Genomic DNA, 16,639 nt, shown 5'->3' with positions numbered 1-16,639 from the left:
GGCATTATCCCGCAGCGGCCTGCGGCGCCCCGGGTTCGGCGAGACTCGCCAGCAGCGTCGCGCCCTTGGCGATCTGCTGCAGCCCGCGGCGCAGCTCGCTGGCCGCCCGCAGCCAGGCGTCCATCGCCTCCAGCGCCAGCGCGTCCTGCGCCCCCGCGCGCAGCAGCGCGGCCTTGAGCACCGCGTAGGCGTCCTCGGCCTCACGCAACGCCGCCTCCACCAACGGCGGCGCGGGCACGGCGGCCCCATCCCGCCACAGCGCCAGCAGGGCCAGCGCCCCCTCGCCCACGCGTCAGCGCGCCGCCGCGGGCTGCGCCGGATCGTCGGGCCGGGGCTCGGCGGCTTCCTCCTCCGGCCAGTCGCGGATGTAGGCCTTGAGCATCTTGTTCTCGAAGCTCTGCATCTCCACCACCGCCTTGGCCACGTCGTAGAAGCTGATCACACCCATCAGCATGCGGTTGTCCATCACCGGCATGTAGCGCGTGTGGCGCTCGAGCATCATCGGGCGCACCTGGTCGAGCTCGGTCTCCGGCGTGCAGGTCATCGGGTGGTCGTCCATGATGCTGCGCACGGTGGTGTCGCCGACCGTGCCGCCGTTGCGGGCGATGGCACCGATCACCTCGCGGAAGGTGAGCATCCCGACGAGTTCGCCGTGCTCCATCACGGCCAGCGAGCCGATGTCGAACTGCGCCATCGTCTCCACCGCACGCGCCAGCGTTTCGTCCGGCGAGACGGTGTAGAGTGTGCCGCCTTTGACGCGCAAGATGTCACGGACTTTCATGGTGGGCTCCTGTTGTCTCCGGTGATACGGCGGTGGTTCCGCCGTGCAAGCTAATATAGACGACAACACGAGGAGACACCATGCCCGGTTACGCCGACCCCGGCTTCGACACGCTGGCGCTGCACGCCGGCGCGGCCCCCGACCCCGTCACCGGCGCGCGCGCCGTGCCCATCCACCTGACCACGTCGTTCGTTTTCGAGTCGAGCGATCAGGCGGCGGCGCTGTTCAACCTGGAGCGCGCGGGCCACGTCTACAGCCGCATCAGCAACCCCACCAACGCGGTGCTGGAGCAGCGCGTCGCGGCACTGGAAGGCGGCATCGCCGCCATCTCCACCGCCAGCGGTCAGGCCGCGCTGCACTTGGCGATCGTCACGCTCATGGGCGCGGGCGGACACATCGTCGCCTCCAGCGCGCTCTACGGCGGCAGCCACAACCTGCTGCACTACACGCTGCGGCGCTTCGGCATCGAAACCACGTTCGTGCGGCCCGGCAACCTGGACGGCTGGCGCGCGGCAGTTCGCCCCAACACCCGGCTCTTTTTTGGCGAGACGGTCGGTAACCCCGGGCTGGACGTGCTCGACATCCCCGCGGTGGCCGAGATCGCCCACGCCGCGGGCGTGCCGCTGCTGGTCGATTCGACGCTGACCACGCCGTGGCTGATCCAGCCCCTCTCGCTCGGGGCGGACCTGGTCTATCACTCCGCCACCAAGTTCCTGAGCGGCCACGGCACCGTCATCGGCGGCGTGCTGGTCGACGGGGGCAGTTTCGACTGGGAAGCGGCGCATGCGCGCGACGGGCGCTTTGCCGAGCTGACCAAGCCGTACGAGGGCTTTCACGGCATGGTGTTCAGCGAGGAGTCCACGGTCGGGGCCTTCACGCTGCGCGCGCGGCGCGAGGGGCTGCGCGACTTCGGCGCGTGCATGAGCCCGCACACCGCGTGGCTGATCCTGCAGGGCATCGAGACGCTGCCGCTGCGCATGGCGCGCCACGTGAGCAACACGGCCCGCGTGGTCGAGTTCCTGGCCGCGCACCCGATGGTGGCGCGCGTGGGCCACCCGCTGCTGCCGGACCACCCCAGCCACGCGCTGGCCCAGCGCCTGCTGCCGCGCGGGGCGGGCAGCGTGTTCAGTTTCGACCTGAAGGGCGGGCGGGCGCAGGGCCGCGCCTTCATCGAGGCGCTCAAGCTCTTCAGCCACCTGGCCAACGTCGGCGACTGCCGCAGCCTCGTCATCCACCCGGCCAGCACGACGCACTTCCGCATGAGCGACGAGGCGCTGGCCGCCGCCGGCATCGGGCCGGGCACGATCCGCCTCTCGATCGGGCTCGAAGACCCGGACGACCTGATCGACGACCTCAAGCGCGCGCTCAAGGCCGCGGAAAAAGCCGCCTGACCCGAGGGAGCCCCGACCATGCTGATCGACGTCCATGGTGCCCCCCTGTACGCCTACACCGGCGGCAAGCCGTTCGACCCCGCCCGCCCGACCGTGGTCTTCATCCACGGCGTGCTCAACGACCACAGCGTCTGGATCCTGCAGAGCCGCTACCTCGCGCACCACGGCCACAACGTGCTCGCCATCGACCTGCCGGGTCACGGGCGCAGCGGGGGCGAGCCCCCGGCAAGCGTCGAGTCGGCCGCGCGCACCGTCATCGGCCTGCTCGACGCGCTGGGCATTGCGCGCGCGGCGCTGGTCGGGCACAGCTTCGGCTCGCTGATCGCGCTGCAGGCCGCGGCCGATGCACCGGCGCGCGTGTCGCACCTGGTGCTGGTCGGCACCGCCTACCCGATGCGCGTGTCGGCCGCGCTGCTGGACGCCTCGCTGCACGCCCCCGACAAGGCCATCGACATGGTCAACGTCTACAGCCACTCGACGCTGGCACCGCCGCCGTCGGCGCTCGGCCCCGGCACGTGGCTCTACGGCGGCTCGCGCGCGCTGATGCGCCGCGTGCTGGCCAGCAACCCGCGCGTCAACATCTTCCACCGCGGCTTCGTCGCGTGTGACAGCTACCAGGGCGGCGAGGCGGCGGCGCGCGCGCTCGCCTGCCCCGTGCAGTTCATCCTCGGCACGCGCGACCAGATGACACCGCCGAAGGCCGCGCAGCCCCTCATCGACGCTGCGCGCGCGGCGGGGGTGCCGGTGGACGTGGTGCGCCTGAACGCGGGCCACGCGCTGATGACCGAGGCGCCGGACGGCGTGCTCGACGCACTGCAACGTTGGCTGCAACCAGCGTTGGATGCGCCTACCGGCTGACTCCCCCCCCAAGGCGCAGCGCGCACGCGTTCCGACAGACCCACCTGGCATGCCACCGGTGGGCAGCCGCAAAGAGGCCTACGGGGCCCGGCACACGACTTGCTTTACCGGCCCCACCCCGGGTGTGTTCCGCGTTCTGGCGGGTTTCGCCGATGTCTGCGTCCATCGATCTGTTGTGGCTGCTGCTGTGCGCAGGGTTGGTCTTCGTCATGCAGGCCGGCTTTCTGTGCCTGGAGTCGGGATTGACGCGCAGCAAAAACTCGATCAACGTCGCCGCCAAGAACCTGTCGGACTTCGCGGTCGCGGGGCTGTTGTTTTGGCTCGTCGGCTTCGGGCTGATGTTCGGGCCCAGCGTCGGCGGCTGGATCGGCAGCGGCCTCTTCGGGCTGCTGGACCAGCTGCCCACCGAACCGCGCCTGCTCGGCTTCGTGCTATTCCAAATCATGTTTTGCGCCACGGCCGCGACCATCGTCTCCGGCGCAGTGGCCGAGCGCATGCGCTTCGGCGCATACCTTGCGTTGTCCGCGTGGATCTCGCTGGTGGTGTACCCGGTGTTCGGCCACTGGGCGTGGGGCGGCGCGTGGGAGCCGGGCGCGCGCGGCTGGCTGGCGGAGCTCGGCTTCGTCGACTTCGCCGGCTCCACCGTCGTGCACAGCGTCGGGGGCTGGGTGGCGCTGGTGGTGGTGTGGCGGCTGGGGGCGCGCACGGGGCGCTTCCCCACCGACGGGCCGCCGCCGGTCATTCCGGCTGGCAATCTGCCGATGGCGATGCTCGGCGCGCTGCTGTTGTTCTTCGGCTGGCTCGGCTTCAACGGCGGCAGCACGCTCGCTTTCGACGGCCGCGTACCGGGCATCCTGCTGCACACGACGCTGGCGGCCTGCGCTGGCGGGCTGGCCGGATTGGCCGCGGGCCGCCTGCTGCACGGCTACTACGAGGTGCTGTACCTGATCAACGGCCTCATCGCCGGGCTGGTCGCGGTGACGGCGGGCGCCCACGCGCTGTCGCCGTTGGGGTCGTTGCTCACGGGCGCGGTCGGCGCGTGGGTGATGGCCTGGGCCAACGAAGGGCTGCTGCGCTGGCGCATCGACGACGCGGTCGGCGCGATCCCCGCCCACCTCGCCGCGGGCGTGTGGGGCACGCTCGCCGTGGGCTTGTTCGGCGATCCGGTGCTGCTCGGCACGGGCCTGCCGCGGTGGGAACAGGTCGCGGTCCAGGCGCTGGGCATCGTCGTCTGCGGGGTGTGGTGCGTGCTCGCGACGCTGGCCTTCCTGTGGCTGGTGCGCGACCGGGATCTGCGCGTCACGCCAGACGAGGAGCGCGGCGGCCTCAACGTCGCCGAGCACGGCGCGCGCACCGAGCTGATCGACCTGCTCGACGCGATGGAAGCGCAGCGCCGCTCGGGCGACCTGACCCGGCGCGTGCCGGAGGAGGAGTTCACCGAAGTGGGGCAGATCGCCAAGGCGTACAACCGCGTCATCGAAGCGCTGCGCACCGCCACCGACCGCAGCCTCGCGCTGGTGCGGGAGATGCGCGACGGGCTGATCACCTTCCAGCCCGACGGCACGGTGGTCAGCCTCAACCCGGGCGCGGAAAAGCTGCTCGGCGTGGCGGCCGACGCTGCCGTCGGTCAGCCGCTGCCGCAGGTGTTGCGGACGGCGGGGCTCGCGCAACCGCTCGATCCGCAACGGCTGACGCAACGCGGCGCCCGGCTGGAACTGCGCCTGCCTCGTCCTGGGGCGCCGCGCACCCATTTGGAGCTGTCGATCGACGCGGTGCGCGAGGGCGACGCCGACCTGCTGGTGGGGCTGCTGCACGACATCACCGATCGCAAATCGGTGGAACAGCAGCTGCAGCGCGAGCGCGACCTGGCGCGCGTGACGCTGGCCTCCATTGGCGATGGCGTCATCACGACCGACGAGGCCGGCTTGGTGCAATATCTCAACCCGGTGGCGGAGCGGCTGACCGGCTGGCCCTTGCACCACGCGCGCGGGCAGCCGGTGACCACCGTGTACCGGCTGCTGGACGAAAAGACGCAGACCCCGCTGCCCAACCCGGTGCGCGAAGTGCTGCGCGGCTACGCCACGGTGGTGCGACGCGAACACGCCCTGCTGCAATCGCGCGACGGCGAACACGTCCCCGTCATCGACACGGCCACGCCGATCCGCAGCCGCGACGGCTTTTTGATCGGGGCCGTGCTCGTGTTCCACGATGTGACGGTGATGCTCAACCTCGCGCGCGAGCTCAGCCACCAAGCCACGCACGATGCGTTGACCGGTATCCCGAACCGCCGCGAGTTCGAGCGCCGCGTGCAGGAGCTGCTCGCACGCGCCGACAAGCCACCGCACGTGCTGTGCTATCTGGACCTGGATCAGTTCAAGATCGTCAACGACACCTGCGGTCACGTCGCCGGCGACGAACTGCTGCGCCAGGTGAGCCAACTCATCCGCTCGCACCTGCGCGCCTCTGACACGCTCGCACGGCTGGGGGGCGACGAGTTCGGGCTGATCCTGCAAGGCTGCGACATCGAGCACGCGCTGCCGCTGGCCGAGCGCATCCGCGAGGCGATCGCGGACTTCCGCTTCGTCTGGGGGGACCGCTCATTCGCCATCGGCGTGTCGATCGGGCTGGTGCCGATCGGAAGGGAGGCGACGGAACTCGGTCCGCTGCTGGCCGCGGCGGACGCCGCGTGCTACGCGGCCAAGGAAGCCGGCCGCAACCGCATCCACGCCTACCAGCCGGACGACAGCCACCTGCTCGAGCAGCAGGGCCAGATGCGCTGGGTGTCGCGGCTGCAGGCGGCGCTGGACGAGGACCGCCTGCGCCTGTACGTGCAGCCGATCGTGTCGCTGCAACCGGCCGAGGCACAGCGCGCACACTTCGAGATCCTGATCCGGCTGGAGGAGGCCGGCGAGCTGATCCAACCCGGCGCCTTCCTGCCGGCGGCCGAGCGCTATGGCCTGATGCCGCGCATCGACCACTGGGTGGTGCGCCACACGCTCGCGTGGCTGCGCGAGCGGGTGCGGCAGCGCGGGACGCTCGAGGGCATCTACGCGATCAACCTCTCGGGCGCGTCGCTGTCGGACGAGCGCTTTCGGCAGGATCTGCAAACGCTGCTGCAGGACGCGGCGTTGCCGCCCGGTACCCTGTGCTTTGAGATCACCGAGACGGCAGCCGTGGCCAACCTGTCCAAGGTGGTGCACTTCATCGGGGAGGTCAAGCGCCTGGGCTGCCTGTTCGCGCTGGACGACTTCGGCAGCGGGCTGTCGTCGTTCGCCTACCTGAAAAACCTGCCGGTCGATTTTCTGAAGATCGACGGCAGCTTCGTCAAAGACATCGAAACCGACCCGATCGACCTCGCGATGGTGCAGGCCATCAACACCATCGGTCACGTCATGGGGCTGCGCACCATTGCGGAATATGTCTCATCGGAGGCAATATGGCTGCGGCTACAGGAGCTGGGCGTCGACTGCGGTCAGGGTTATTTTCTGGGCCGACCACAGCCGCTGGAAACCTTGGTGGCGCAACACGCGTTGGCAACATGAGTGTCGCTGCACCACCCGCGCCATCGGGCCGAGCAACACCCCGCCGACGCGGCACAACCCCGCGGGTGCCCGCGCGCCTCAGGACTGCGCATCGGCCGCCGCCATTCGCCACGCGCCTTTGCCCGCTGGCCACGGCAGTGCCTCGGCCAAAGACATTGCCTCCCAATCGGTGCGACGCCACAACGCCTCGGTCGCGGGCCCGCGCGCCAACAACAAACGCTGCACAAGCGGTGCCACCGACACCGCGGCAGGATCGACCAACAGCGCCCAGCGCCCGGCGTCGTCATCGAGCCGCTCCACCCACCCGAGCACCCGCAAAGTCTGCAACACCTCTTGCAGCTGCAACGGATCGACGCGCAGCCGCGCGGCCAGCCCCTCGGCCGTCAGGCCCGCATGGGCGCGCCCACGCGTGGCATCCAAAGCGGCCACGACCTCGAGCGTGAGCTGCAACGGCCAACCCGCCCCGTCGCCGCGGCGCGCCACGCCCGCCAGCAAACTGGGCAGGTACGCGACGACGACCGCCCCGAGCAGCACGATCAGCCACAACAGGTACAGCCAGATGAGCAGGATCGGAATGGTCGCAAACGCCCCGTAGACGGCGGAATACGTCGGCACGGTGCGCAAATACCACGCCAGCCCTTGTTGGGCCAGCTCAAACGCCAGCGCGACGAACACCCCGCCGATCAGCGCGTGGCGCGTGCGCACGGGCGCATTGGGGACATAACGGTACAGCGCCGTCACGCCACCGACGACGCACACGAATCCCGCCACGTCCAGCAGCACGCGCGTGCCCTGGTGCAGCGCCGGCAGCCACCCACGCGACACCGACAGGGCATACGAGCTCGCGCTCAGGCCCGCGGCGAGCAGCAGCGGCCCCAGCGTCAGCAGCCCCCAGTACACCAGCACCCGCTGCGCCAGCGGCCGCCGGCGGCGCACACGCCAGATGTCGTTGAGCTGGCGGTCGATGGTCAGCACCAGTGCCAGCGCCGTGATCAGCAGAATCACCGCGCCGCTCCAGCCGATCTGCGCCGCCTTGTTGGAAAACTGCCAGACGTACTGCGACACCTGGCGCGCGATGTGATCCGGCACCAGGCTTTCGATCATCCAGCGCTGCAGCCGCTGCTCGACGCGCGCGAACGCCGGAAACGCCGAAAACACCGCCAGCGCCACCGTCATCAGCGGCACGAGCGAGATCGTGGTCGTGAAGGTCAGGCTGCCCGCGGCGACCGCCAACCGGTCGGCCGCGAAGCGCTCGCGCAGCGTCTGCGCCGTGGAGCGCCACGGAAACGCCTGCGCATCGGCCCACAGGCGCCGCCACGCGGGCGTCGCCGGCGGCGGCGCGTCATCGGTCTCGGCGGACATGGCGGGTTCGTGCATGCCGCTATCATGCCAGCCGATGCGCGATCCCGCCGAACTCCCCCCGCCCCGCCGAGCCTGCCGTCGGACGCCGTGCGGCGCACGCGCGCGCTGGCGGTGAGCTGCCTGCTGGGCCTGATCGTGCTCGGGCTGGCGTGGGAGCTGTGGCTCGCCCCGCTGCGCCCCGGTGGATCGTGGTGGGCGCTGAAAGTGCTGCCGCTGACCCTGCCGTTGCCCGGGCTGCTGAAGCACCGGCTCTACACCTACCGCTGGCTGAGCCTGCTGGTGTGGCTGTATTTCACCGAGGGCATCGTGCGCGCGACGAGCGAGTCCGGGCTATCGGCCGCCCTGGCGTGGGGCCAGGTGGCGCTGTGCCTGGGGCTGTTCGCCGCGTGCGCGCTGCACGTGCGGTTGCGGCTGCGCGCCGCCGCACGAGCGCACACCACGGCACCGGGTTGAACCGGAGGGCATTGAAGCGGCATCGTTCATCCGTCGCACGACCCCAACCCGAGGCAACCGAGACGCGTCCCAGACCCGCGCTGCCCACACCCAACACACGGCCTCTATCTCGATCTCGGCACCATGACCGAAACCCGTCACCCCCTGCTCGGTGCCCTGCGTGACGCCGTTGGCAGCGCGCATGTGCTCACCGCGGCCGACACCGACCTCACCGCCTACGAACAGGACTGGCGCCGCCGCCACCGCGGACGGGCCCTGGCCGTCGTGCGCCCGGGCACGCCGCAGGAGGTCGCCGCCGTGGTGCGCGCCTGCGCCGCGCACGGCACGCCCATCGTGCCGCAGGGGGGCAACACGGGGCTGGTCGTCGGCGGCGTGCCCGACGGCAGCGGCACGCAGGTGGTGCTGAGCCTGCAGCGCCTCAACCGCGTGCGCGCGCTGGACGCCGACAACCTGACGCTGACCCTGGACGCGGGCTGCGTGCTGCAGGTGGCGCAGCAGGCGGCCGAGGCCGCGGGGCTGTGGCTGCCGCTGAGCCTGGCGGCCGAGGGCAGTTGCACCATCGGCGGCAACCTGGCCACCAACGCCGGCGGCACGCAGGTGCTGCGCTTTGGCAACGCGCGCGACCTGTGCCTGGGGCTGGAGGTGGTCACGGCCGACGGGCGGATCTGGAACGGGCTGCGCGGGCTGCGCAAGGACAACACCGGCTACGACCTGCGGCACCTCTTCATCGGCAGCGAGGGGACGCTGGGCATCATCACGGGCGCGGTGCTCAAGCTCTACCCCCACCCGGCGGCGCAGCTCACCGCGTGGGCCAGCGTCCCCGGGCTGGACGCGGCGGTGGCGCTGCTCGCTCTGGCGCAGCGCCACCTGGGACCGGGGTTGACGGGTTTCGAAGTGATGAACCGTTTTGCCCTGAGCCTCGTGCGGCGGCACTTTCCGGCGCTGCACATCCCGCTGGCCGACGAGGCCCCGTACGCGGTGCTGCTGGAGCTCAGCGACAGCGAAGACGAGGCCCACGCCCGCGCGCGGCTGGAGGCGACGCTGGCCGACGCGATCGAGCGCGCCTGCGCCAGCGACGCCGTGGTCGCCGCGAACCTCGCGCAGGCGCGCACGCTGTGGCACATCCGCGAAAGCATCCCGCTGGCGCAGGCCGAGGAGGGCCTCAACGTCAAGCACGACATCAGCCTGCCGGTGTCGCGCATCCCCGCCTTCTGCGCCGAGGCCGAAGCCGCGCTGCAGGCCGCGGTGCCGGGCGTGCGGCTGGTCAACTTCGGGCACCTGGGCGACGGCAACCTGCACTTCAACGTCCAATGCCCGGAAGGCGCCGACGGCCCCGCGTTCCTGCGCCAATACGAGGGCCGGCTCAACGCGCTCGTGTACGACCTGGTGCAGCGCCACGGCGGCTCGATCAGCGCCGAGCACGGCATCGGCAGCCTCAAGGCCGCGACGCTGCCGCGCTACCAGGACCCGGTGGCGCTGGACCTGATGCGCGCGATCAAGCGCGCGCTCGACCCGGCGGGCCTGCTCAACCCCGGGCGGGTGCTGGCGGATAATGCGCTCCCATGACGACGCGCCCCATCCGATCGCAGTACGAAGACTTCATGCGCCACGTCTTCGCGCACGGCACGCCGAAGACCGACCGCACCGGCGTGGGCACGCGCAGCGTATTTGGCTACCAGATGCGCTTCGACCTGTCGGAAGGCTTCCCGCTCGTCACGACGAAGAAGCTGCACGTCAAATCGATCATCTACGAGTTGCTGTGGTTTTTGCGCGGCGAGCGCAACGTCCGCTGGCTGCAGGAGCGCGGCGTGACGATCTGGGACGAGTGGGCGCGCGCCGACGGCGACCTGGGCCCCATCTACGGCGTGCAATGGCGCTCGTGGCCCACGCCGGACGGCGGCCACATCGACCAGATCAGCGAGGTGCTGCGCACCCTGCGCACCAACCCCGACTCGCGGCGCATGGTGGTGAGTGCCTGGAACGTCGCCGACCTGCCGCAGATGGCGCTGGCGCCGTGCCACGCGCTCTTTCAGTTCTACGTGGCCGACGGCAAGCTCTCGTGCCAGCTCTACCAGCGCAGCGCCGACGTCTTCCTGGGCGTCCCATTCAACATCGCCAGCTACGCGCTGCTGACACACATGGTGGCGCAGCAGTGTGACTTGGGCGTGGGGGACTTCATCTGGACCGGTGGCGACTGCCACATCTACCACAACCACGTGGAGCAGGTGCAGTTGCAACTGTCGCGCTCGCCCTACCCCTACCCAACGCTGCGCATCCGCCGCCGCCCGCCGACCCTGTTCGACTACGAATTCGACGACTTCGAATTCCTGGACTACCAGCACCACCCGGCCATCAAGGCGCCCGTGGCGGTGTGAGCCGCCCCTACCCGTGATGCTGTCGCGCGCCCAAGCCCTGGGACTGGTGGCCTTGACGCTGATGTGGGGCGTCAACTGGCCGGTCATGAAACTGTCGCTGCAGGAGCTCTCGCCCCTGTTCTTCCGCGCCGTGACGATGACCGGCGGCGCGCTGTGGCTGTTCGCGTTCTATCGCTGGCGCGGTGTGCGCCTGCCGCCCCGGCGCAGCGAGTGGCGCAGCATCGTCACGCTGGCACTGCCCAACATGCTGGGCTGGCACACGCTGGCCATCTTTGGCGTGGCCGCCCTGGCGTCCGGGCGGGCGGCCATCCTGGGCTTTACCATGCCGGTGTGGACGGTGCTGCTGGGGGCACTGTTCTTCGGCCAGCCGCTGACGCGGCGCACCTCCGTGGCGGCGGTGGCGGTGGTGCGGTAGGCCAGCAGCACGCCGTCTTCCCAGCGCGCGATCTCCCGGCCGCTCATGAAGATGGGCAGGCAGGCCAGCAGCGTGGCCACCCACCATCACCCACAGATCGAAGTTCAGGACAGCTTCGGAAATGGGCAGGCCACGGGGCGCCACCACGCCGGCCAGGCCCAGGCAGACAAGGATGTTGAAGATGTTGCTGCCCACCACGTTGTCCACGGCCAGATCGGTGGTGCCGTTGGCGGCTGCGCCTACCGACACCGCCATCTCCGGCGCACTGGTGCCGAGGGCCACGATGGTCAAGCCTACCACCAGGGGCGAGATCCCCCAGGACAGTGACGACCGCGCGGCGCCGCGCGTGAGGCCCTCAGCCCCTGCCACCAGGACGACCACGCCAACGATGAGCAAAACGATGGACATAGCGTGGACCTCCTTCCCCGGATGCAATGTGGCGCCATAGTGCTATAGAGGCACACCTGACACAGACCGACAGAACGAATCGTTTGTTTGTTATAATGAACTCACACCGATATTTCTCAGGAAAACCTCGTGAGCACCGTCTCAGCCATCGGCAGGAATCTGCTGCGATTTCGGGAACAGCGAGGGCTCACGCTGGCGGGCTTGTCCGAGCGCAGCGGGGTGGCGAAATCGACCTTGTCGCAGCTGGAAAACGGCGATGGCAACCCCACGATCGAGACCCTGTGGGCTGTGGCCAACGCCCTGGGAGTGCCCTTCGGCCAGCTGGTCAACGAGGAACTGAGCGACGGCGGCGAGCTGTTGGACAAGGGGGTGATTGTTCGATTAATCGAAAAATCGACCGACGACCCCGAGATCGAGGTCTATCTGATCGAACTGCTGCCAGGCTGCCGCAAGGACTCCGCCCCGCATCCGGAAGGGGTGAAGGAACGCATCACGGTGCTGTCCGGGGCCATGCTGGTGGGGCAGGCCGACCGGCCGCGCATGGTGAGGGCAGGCGACACTCACGCCTTCGACGCCGATGTGCCGCATGTGTACGCGGCCACCGAGCAAGGCGGCCGGGCCATGGTGGTGATCGTGTATCCGCCCAAGACGTATTCGGCCAGTGCCTCCACGCTCTACCTAGAGTGGCCCCAGACCCCGAGCGCCTGGGAGGGGGTACGCAGCGTGATGGAGCGCGCCCTGCTGGAGGTGTCCAACGGCCTGGGCGCGCGCATCCTGCGACTGCGCGGCGAGCCGCTCAATAGGCGTGACGGCCTGCTCAAGCTGCGCCAGATGCAGCACGAGGCCACCGCCGGTCCCTGGCGCTGGCCGGTGCTGTCGCTGGTGGAAGACGACGCCCAGGGGCCGTATGTCGCCGTGGTGCCCATGCCCCTGACCGGAGCCTTTGCCCAACCCGACCAGGCACCACCCGCCTGGGCCAACGCCGACCTGCCGGCTGCCGCCACCCGCCTAGCCCGGCTGGCGGAATCGCCCTTCATCGAGCTTGGCGCGTCCGAAACGGCTGCGATCCAGGCTTATTTGGAGGGCCACAGCTGGGTGCTCAACAGCCTGGCCGCTGAGGTGCTGCTGCAGCGGGGGCGCATGTGCATGCCGCGGCAGCTGCATCACGTGCGCCCGGCGCCCGCGGCGGCGCAGCGCGGCGGCCGGGACGGGCCGTTCTCCAGCCGCATCGACGTGGAGCAACACGATGCCTTCGAGCTGCTGCACCCCGCCTATGCCCGCCAAGTAGTGGCCGCCGCCCAGGATATCGCAAGCTTCGCCGGACCCCAGCCCGCCTTGCAGGCCATCGACGTGGGCGCAGGGCCGGGTCTGCCGTTGCTGATGCTGCACGAGCTGCATCCGGGTTGCCGTTTCCTGGCCGTCGAACCCGACGAGGCGGCGTTTGTGTGCCTGCAGCGCAATGCCCACGGGGTTGAGGGCATCGAGCTGCATCACGGCGGCTTCCTGGAGCTCGACCTGCCGAGCGGCGAGACACCGCTCATCACCTCTTTCGGCGCCTCGCACCACTTCAACACAGCCTTCATGCTGCAAAAGGCCATGCAGCTGCTGCAGCCCGGCGGGCTGCTGGTGGTGGCCGACGAGTTCCTGCCCGAATTCGCCAGCGTGGATGAACGCAACCTCGCCCTGGTGCGCCACCACAGCGCCTACCTGCTGGCCAGCATGGCCTGGGTGGGCGAGCCGCCGGCCTCCGAAGGGAGGCTGGACCTCAAGCTCTACCGCGACTTGCGCCGCTCCATCATCATGGCCATGGTCGCGGCCACCGAGGGCAAATCGACCCAGGCGGTGAGCCTGTGCCGTAACCTGTATGCGCGCCTGTGCGAGTCCGGTTTGCGCGAGCGCCCTGCACATGAGATCGGGGCCTTCGTGCGCTTCTACTGGCTGGAGCTGCAGGCCATGGTGGCCAGCTTCGACTACGAGGTCGAGCGCAAGACCTTCCCGCGCCGCTTTGTCGGGCTGGCCGCGCTCGCCGGGCTGGAGTTGCGCCGCCACCGCCGGGTGTTTGCCACCACCGGCAGCGACGACTGGGGCGGGGGCACCCATGTCTTCACCTTCAGCAAGCCGGAGGGCGCATGACGCCCCAGGTGCTGCGCGGCCTGGGCGACAGCCTAGCCATTGCAGCGGGCTACGTGCCCGTGGCTTTTTCTTTCGGGCTGGCCGCCGTTCAGATGGGTTTGGGGGCTCCATGGGCTGTGGCCATCTCAGCCGTCGTTTTTGCAGGGGCCAGCCAGTTCGTGCTGGTGTCCCTGCTCGCCGCCGGCGGCGGGCCGCTGACGGTGGTGCCCACCATCTGGCTGCTCAATGCCCGCCATCTGCTCTACGGCCGGGTGGTGGCCGAGCAGCTCGCGCAGGCGCGCCCGGCCCGCGTGCGCCCGGCCCTGGCCTTTGGCCTGACCGACGAAGTCTTCGCCTGCGCGGCCGCGCGTTTGCCCACCCTGGCCCCGGAACAGCGCGCGGGCTGGCTAGCTGGCCTGCAGGCCGGGGCTTATGGCGCGTGGATCGCTGGCACCTGGCTGGGGGCCGAGACCGGCGCCCAGCTGGTCGACCGGATCCCCCTGCTGCAGGAGGCTTTGCAGTTCGTGCTGCCGGCGCTCTTCCTGTCGCTGCTGCTGCAGATGGGGGTGCACGGACGTGGCCGGGCGCTGTGGGGGGCGGCGGGTGTCACGCTTCTGGGCCTGGCCCTGGGCCCGGCCCATCTGGCCATCCCGGCCGGCATGCTGGCCGGTGCGGCCCTGCAGTTGCTGCAGGCACGCGAGGACGAGGACGGCGACGATGACTGAAGCCGGCTGGATACAGCTGCTGACCGTGCTGGCCTGTGGGCTGGGCACCTTCCTGCTGCGCGCCTTGCCCTTCTGGTGGGGGCTGCGTCAAAGTACCGAGCGTTCGCACCTCATCCGCCGCTGGTCCTCGGCCATCGGCCCGGCCGCCATCGCCGCCCTGCTGGTGGCGTCGCTCTTCCCTCTGCTGTGGCCAGCCGCTGGCCCCACTCGCGCCCTGCCCACGGCTGTTGCCCTGGCCGCCGTGATCCTCCTCCAGCGCCTGCGCGGGGGGCTGGCGGCCTCCACGCTGCTGGGCACGGGGGTGTATGCGTTGATGTTGTGGGTAAGCGGGTGACGCCTTGTATCCAGCCACACCCGATTTACTCATAACTATTTGATTTAGCTCTGGATTTCACGCTTTCTCGGCAAAAATATCTCCCACTCTCACATCCTCGTGTGCGCGATTTGCGGGAGTTTTCTGTGAAGTTTGCCCGCCCTGCCACAGACGATTTCTTCCGCTCGCGCATCGATCACATGATCGATCTGCGCCACCCGCTGGCGGTGCTGGCCTCTCGCATGCCCTGACAGCAAATCGGAGGATCGGTGGCGCATCTGTTGTCGCGCAAGGCGCGCTCGGGCATCGCCATGCCCGATCTCGATCTGTTTGGTGAACAGGTGCAGCGCCGCGAACGCTTGAGCCACGCGGGGCGCCCGCGCGTGCCGCTGCGCATCATGATCAGCCTCCTGTATCTCAAGCACGCCCTCAACGAGTTGGACGAAGGGGTGGTCCAGCGCTGGCGCAATGCTGGCGCGACTGTATCAGCAAGGGCAAGGCCCGAACACCCGACGAATTCGGTGTCAAGGTGGGCATTGCCAGCACGCACAAGGGCAACCTGATCGTGGGCGCTCGGGCCTTCCATGGCAACCCCTACGACGGCCACACGCTGGCCGAACAACTGGAGCAGGCCAGTATCCTGATACAGGACCGTGCGGTCGATCCCGCAACGGTGTTCGTCGATCGGGGCTACCGGGGGTGGATGCCGACAACCCGGACGTGCGCATCGTGCACCGAGGCAAGACCCAACGGATCAGCAAGCAGAAGAGCAAGCTGCTCAGGCCATGCAAACATCGAGCCCATCCCTTCTTTTGCGCCTGTTGCAGCAGGCCGAGGCGGGGGCGGGGGCGATATCGCTCAGGCCAGGCTTGATGCACTCGCAACCGGGGATCGGGTGAAGATTTCAGGGACGACTATGTTAATGGTCGGCGACGGTGTGCATGGCGGGTTTTATGTTCGAAGCGCGGCGACGCAGCTCTTCCAGCGCCAGGCACACTTCGCGGTCGTCGATGTCGATGCGGATCATGTGCTATCCTTTCAGTGGCCCAAGCATGGGGGCGTCCGACTCATACCCGGAAGTCGTCAAGGACGTGGAGCTCCCGGGGCGGGCCACTTTCTCATGCTCTTGAGCACGATCATCTTGCGCCCGGTGCGCACTTCCCACACCATCACGTAGCGGATACCGGACTGTGGGTCCGTGTATTCAAGCACGATGGCCGGGCGGCCAATATCCGTCGTCCCATCGAGACGCCACTGTCCGTCTCGCAGCGCGATGGCCGCGAGGCGGAAGTCATCGGCGGTCACGGCTAACTGGCCAAGACGCGCCTCTGTCGCCGGATCGCCATGACGCCGAAAAGCGTGACGGACATCATCGGCGGCGAGCGCCCAGTCATAAAGACCCTCGACGCCAGCCCGTCTCATCTCATCGCTCGTGAGCAATCCCAGCGTCTGATACGGCTCGACGTGCGCGCGCGCTTCAAGATCTACCTGGCCGATGCGGCCATTGCGCCGGCCGTGATGCTCGAGGGCAAGGCCATCCTGGAGGACGCCGCGGCGCTGGGCGTAGCCACCGAGACGGCCGTGTTCAAGCACCTGTTGCCCGCTACTGCGCGCAGACCGTGCGCTTCTCTTACTGGCGTGGCAAAAAAGACTGGGAAGTGGATCTCGTCGCCAAAGTGGGTGGCGAGCTGTTTCCCTTCGAAGTAAAGTATCGCGCCCAGTACACTGGCGTACGAGAACTCAACGGTCTGATCGAGCTGTGCCAAGCCAAGCGCATCGCGCGGGGCCACTGACCTTCCGGAGGGCCCATAACGATGAAACTCAGAGTCTGTGAACGCCAGCGCCCGGTGGGCTTGCCACTTGGGCGCCACAAACTCACTGTCATGACGCGCGTGGCCGACGAC

16 protein-coding genes and 2 pseudogenes are annotated in these 16,639 nt (G+C 69.2%); 13 read left to right on the top strand and 5 right to left on the bottom strand.

The window, feature by feature from the left end:
- Window positions 1–4 precede the first annotated feature (4 nt).
- Both LCC91_RS01980 and LCC91_RS01975 read right to left on the bottom strand, forming a co-directional pair.
- A complete protein-coding gene (locus LCC91_RS01980; protein ID WP_143897497.1) occupies window positions 5–289 on the bottom strand; it encodes a hypothetical protein in 285 nt (94 codons plus the stop codon).
- Window positions 290–292: 3 nt separating this feature from the next.
- Window positions 293–781 (bottom strand): CBS domain-containing protein, encoded by a 489-nt coding sequence (locus LCC91_RS01975; RefSeq protein WP_043701339.1) that lies wholly within the window; start codon window positions 779–781, stop codon window positions 293–295.
- Window positions 782–861: 80 nt separating this feature from the next.
- Here LCC91_RS01975 and LCC91_RS01970 point away from each other — a divergent pair, with 80 nt between their 5' ends.
- The 3 genes from LCC91_RS01970 (at window position 862) to amt (ending at window position 6,572) form a co-directional block, all read left to right on the top strand.
- Window positions 862–2,172, top strand: a complete 1,311-nt coding sequence (locus LCC91_RS01970; protein ID WP_143897499.1) for an O-acetylhomoserine aminocarboxypropyltransferase — start codon at window positions 862–864, stop codon at window positions 2,170–2,172.
- An 18-nt stretch (window positions 2,173–2,190) separates the two neighbouring features.
- Window positions 2,191–3,030 (top strand): alpha/beta fold hydrolase, encoded by an 840-nt coding sequence (locus LCC91_RS01965; protein ID WP_143897500.1) that lies wholly within the window; start codon window positions 2,191–2,193, stop codon window positions 3,028–3,030.
- Window positions 3,031–3,182: 152 nt separating this feature from the next.
- The gene (gene amt / locus LCC91_RS01960) at window positions 3,183–6,572 is read left to right on the top strand and encodes an ammonium transporter (protein ID WP_143897503.1); all 3,390 of its coding nucleotides are present in this window, start codon (window positions 3,183–3,185) and stop codon (window positions 6,570–6,572) included.
- A gap of 78 nt (window positions 6,573–6,650) precedes the next feature.
- On the opposite strand, the gene LCC91_RS01955 is transcribed toward amt, so the two are convergent.
- Window positions 6,651–7,949 (bottom strand): YihY family inner membrane protein, encoded by a 1,299-nt coding sequence (locus LCC91_RS01955; RefSeq protein ID WP_224440995.1) that lies wholly within the window; start codon window positions 7,947–7,949, stop codon window positions 6,651–6,653.
- 9 nt (window positions 7,950–7,958) lie between these two features.
- Here LCC91_RS01955 and LCC91_RS01950 point away from each other — a divergent pair, with 9 nt between their 5' ends.
- The 4 genes from LCC91_RS01950 to LCC91_RS01935 all read left to right on the top strand — a co-directional run bounded on the left by LCC91_RS01950 (window position 7,959) and on the right by LCC91_RS01935 (window position 11,177).
- Window positions 7,959–8,387 (top strand): DUF2069 domain-containing protein, encoded by a 429-nt coding sequence (locus tag LCC91_RS01950; protein ID WP_224440994.1) that lies wholly within the window; start codon window positions 7,959–7,961, stop codon window positions 8,385–8,387.
- A gap of 123 nt (window positions 8,388–8,510) precedes the next feature.
- A complete protein-coding gene (locus LCC91_RS01945) occupies window positions 8,511–9,953 on the top strand; it encodes an FAD-binding oxidoreductase (protein WP_143897505.1) in 1,443 nt (480 codons plus the stop codon).
- On the top strand, window positions 9,950–10,762 hold the full coding sequence (locus LCC91_RS01940) for a thymidylate synthase (protein WP_143897507.1): 813 nt from the start codon (window positions 9,950–9,952) through the stop codon (window positions 10,760–10,762). Before LCC91_RS01945 ends, LCC91_RS01940 begins: the two co-directional genes overlap by 4 nt.
- 16 nt (window positions 10,763–10,778) lie before the next feature.
- The gene (locus LCC91_RS01935; RefSeq protein WP_082668429.1) at window positions 10,779–11,177 is read left to right on the top strand and encodes a DMT family transporter; all 399 of its coding nucleotides are present in this window, start codon (window positions 10,779–10,781) and stop codon (window positions 11,175–11,177) included.
- Window positions 11,178–11,318: 141 nt separating this feature from the next.
- Here the strand turns inward: LCC91_RS01935 and LCC91_RS01930 are convergent.
- A pseudogene (locus tag LCC91_RS01930) lies at window positions 11,319–11,585 on the bottom strand (sodium:calcium antiporter); the annotation flags it as partial.
- Window positions 11,586–11,714: 129 nt separating this feature from the next.
- On the opposite strand from LCC91_RS01930, the gene LCC91_RS01925 reads away from it, so the two are divergent.
- The 5 genes and pseudogenes from LCC91_RS01925 to LCC91_RS01910 all read left to right on the top strand — a co-directional run.
- A complete protein-coding gene (locus LCC91_RS01925; protein ID WP_143897509.1) occupies window positions 11,715–13,718 on the top strand; it encodes a helix-turn-helix domain-containing protein in 2,004 nt (667 codons plus the stop codon).
- Complete coding sequence (locus LCC91_RS01920) at window positions 13,715–14,422, top strand: AzlC family ABC transporter permease (protein ID WP_143897511.1); 708 nt, start codon at window positions 13,715–13,717, stop codon at window positions 14,420–14,422. The genes LCC91_RS01925 and LCC91_RS01920 overlap by 4 nt, the downstream gene beginning before the upstream one ends.
- On the top strand, window positions 14,415–14,756 hold the full coding sequence (locus LCC91_RS01915) for an AzlD domain-containing protein (RefSeq protein WP_143897513.1): 342 nt from the start codon (window positions 14,415–14,417) through the stop codon (window positions 14,754–14,756). The genes LCC91_RS01920 and LCC91_RS01915 overlap by 8 nt, the downstream gene beginning before the upstream one ends.
- A gap of 248 nt (window positions 14,757–15,004) precedes the next feature.
- On the top strand, window positions 15,005–15,298 hold the full coding sequence (locus LCC91_RS13895; protein WP_390612125.1) for a hypothetical protein: 294 nt from the start codon (window positions 15,005–15,007) through the stop codon (window positions 15,296–15,298).
- Window positions 15,214–15,435, top strand: a pseudogene (locus tag LCC91_RS01910) (IS5/IS1182 family transposase); the annotation flags it as partial. The gene LCC91_RS13895 and the pseudogene LCC91_RS01910, both read left to right, overlap by 85 nt.
- Before the next feature lie 383 nt (window positions 15,436–15,818).
- Here the strand turns inward: LCC91_RS01910 and LCC91_RS01905 are convergent.
- Window positions 15,819–16,328 carry a hypothetical protein gene (locus tag LCC91_RS01905; protein ID WP_185974867.1) on the bottom strand — a complete coding sequence of 170 codons (510 nt, stop codon included), beginning with the start codon at window positions 16,326–16,328 and terminating at the stop codon, window positions 15,819–15,821.
- Window positions 16,329–16,354: 26 nt separating this feature from the next.
- Between LCC91_RS01905 and LCC91_RS01900 the strand changes: the two genes are divergently transcribed.
- Complete coding sequence (locus LCC91_RS01900) at window positions 16,355–16,528, top strand: hypothetical protein (RefSeq protein WP_185974868.1); 174 nt, start codon at window positions 16,355–16,357, stop codon at window positions 16,526–16,528.
- Window positions 16,529–16,639 lie beyond the last annotated feature (111 nt).

The organism is Tepidimonas taiwanensis, assembly GCF_020162115.1.
In the GTDB taxonomy this organism is placed as follows: Bacteria; Pseudomonadota; Gammaproteobacteria; order Burkholderiales; family Burkholderiaceae_C; genus Tepidimonas; species Tepidimonas taiwanensis.
This window is presented reverse-complemented; position numbering and strand designations above follow the sequence as displayed.

Coding starts and splice junctions, on each gene's coding strand:
- LCC91_RS01955 (WP_224440995.1), bottom strand. CDS start 7,949: ATGCACGAACCCGCCATGTCCGCCGAGACCGATGACGCGCCGCCGCCG.
- LCC91_RS01945 (WP_143897505.1), top strand. CDS start 8,511: ATGACCGAAACCCGTCACCCCCTGCTCGGTGCCCTGCGTGACGCCGTT.
- LCC91_RS01975 (WP_043701339.1), bottom strand. CDS start 781: ATGAAAGTCCGTGACATCTTGCGCGTCAAAGGCGGCACACTCTACACC.
- LCC91_RS01920 (WP_143897511.1), top strand. CDS start 13,715: ATGACGCCCCAGGTGCTGCGCGGCCTGGGCGACAGCCTAGCCATTGCA.
- LCC91_RS01970 (WP_143897499.1), top strand. CDS start 862: ATGCCCGGTTACGCCGACCCCGGCTTCGACACGCTGGCGCTGCACGCC.
- LCC91_RS01935 (WP_082668429.1), top strand. CDS start 10,779: ATGCTGTCGCGCGCCCAAGCCCTGGGACTGGTGGCCTTGACGCTGATG.
- LCC91_RS01915 (WP_143897513.1), top strand. CDS start 14,415: ATGACTGAAGCCGGCTGGATACAGCTGCTGACCGTGCTGGCCTGTGGG.
- LCC91_RS01965 (WP_143897500.1), top strand. CDS start 2,191: ATGCTGATCGACGTCCATGGTGCCCCCCTGTACGCCTACACCGGCGGC.
- amt (WP_143897503.1), top strand. CDS start 3,183: ATGTCTGCGTCCATCGATCTGTTGTGGCTGCTGCTGTGCGCAGGGTTG.
- LCC91_RS01950 (WP_224440994.1), top strand. CDS start 7,959: ATGCCAGCCGATGCGCGATCCCGCCGAACTCCCCCCGCCCCGCCGAGC.
- LCC91_RS01940 (WP_143897507.1), top strand. CDS start 9,950: ATGACGACGCGCCCCATCCGATCGCAGTACGAAGACTTCATGCGCCAC.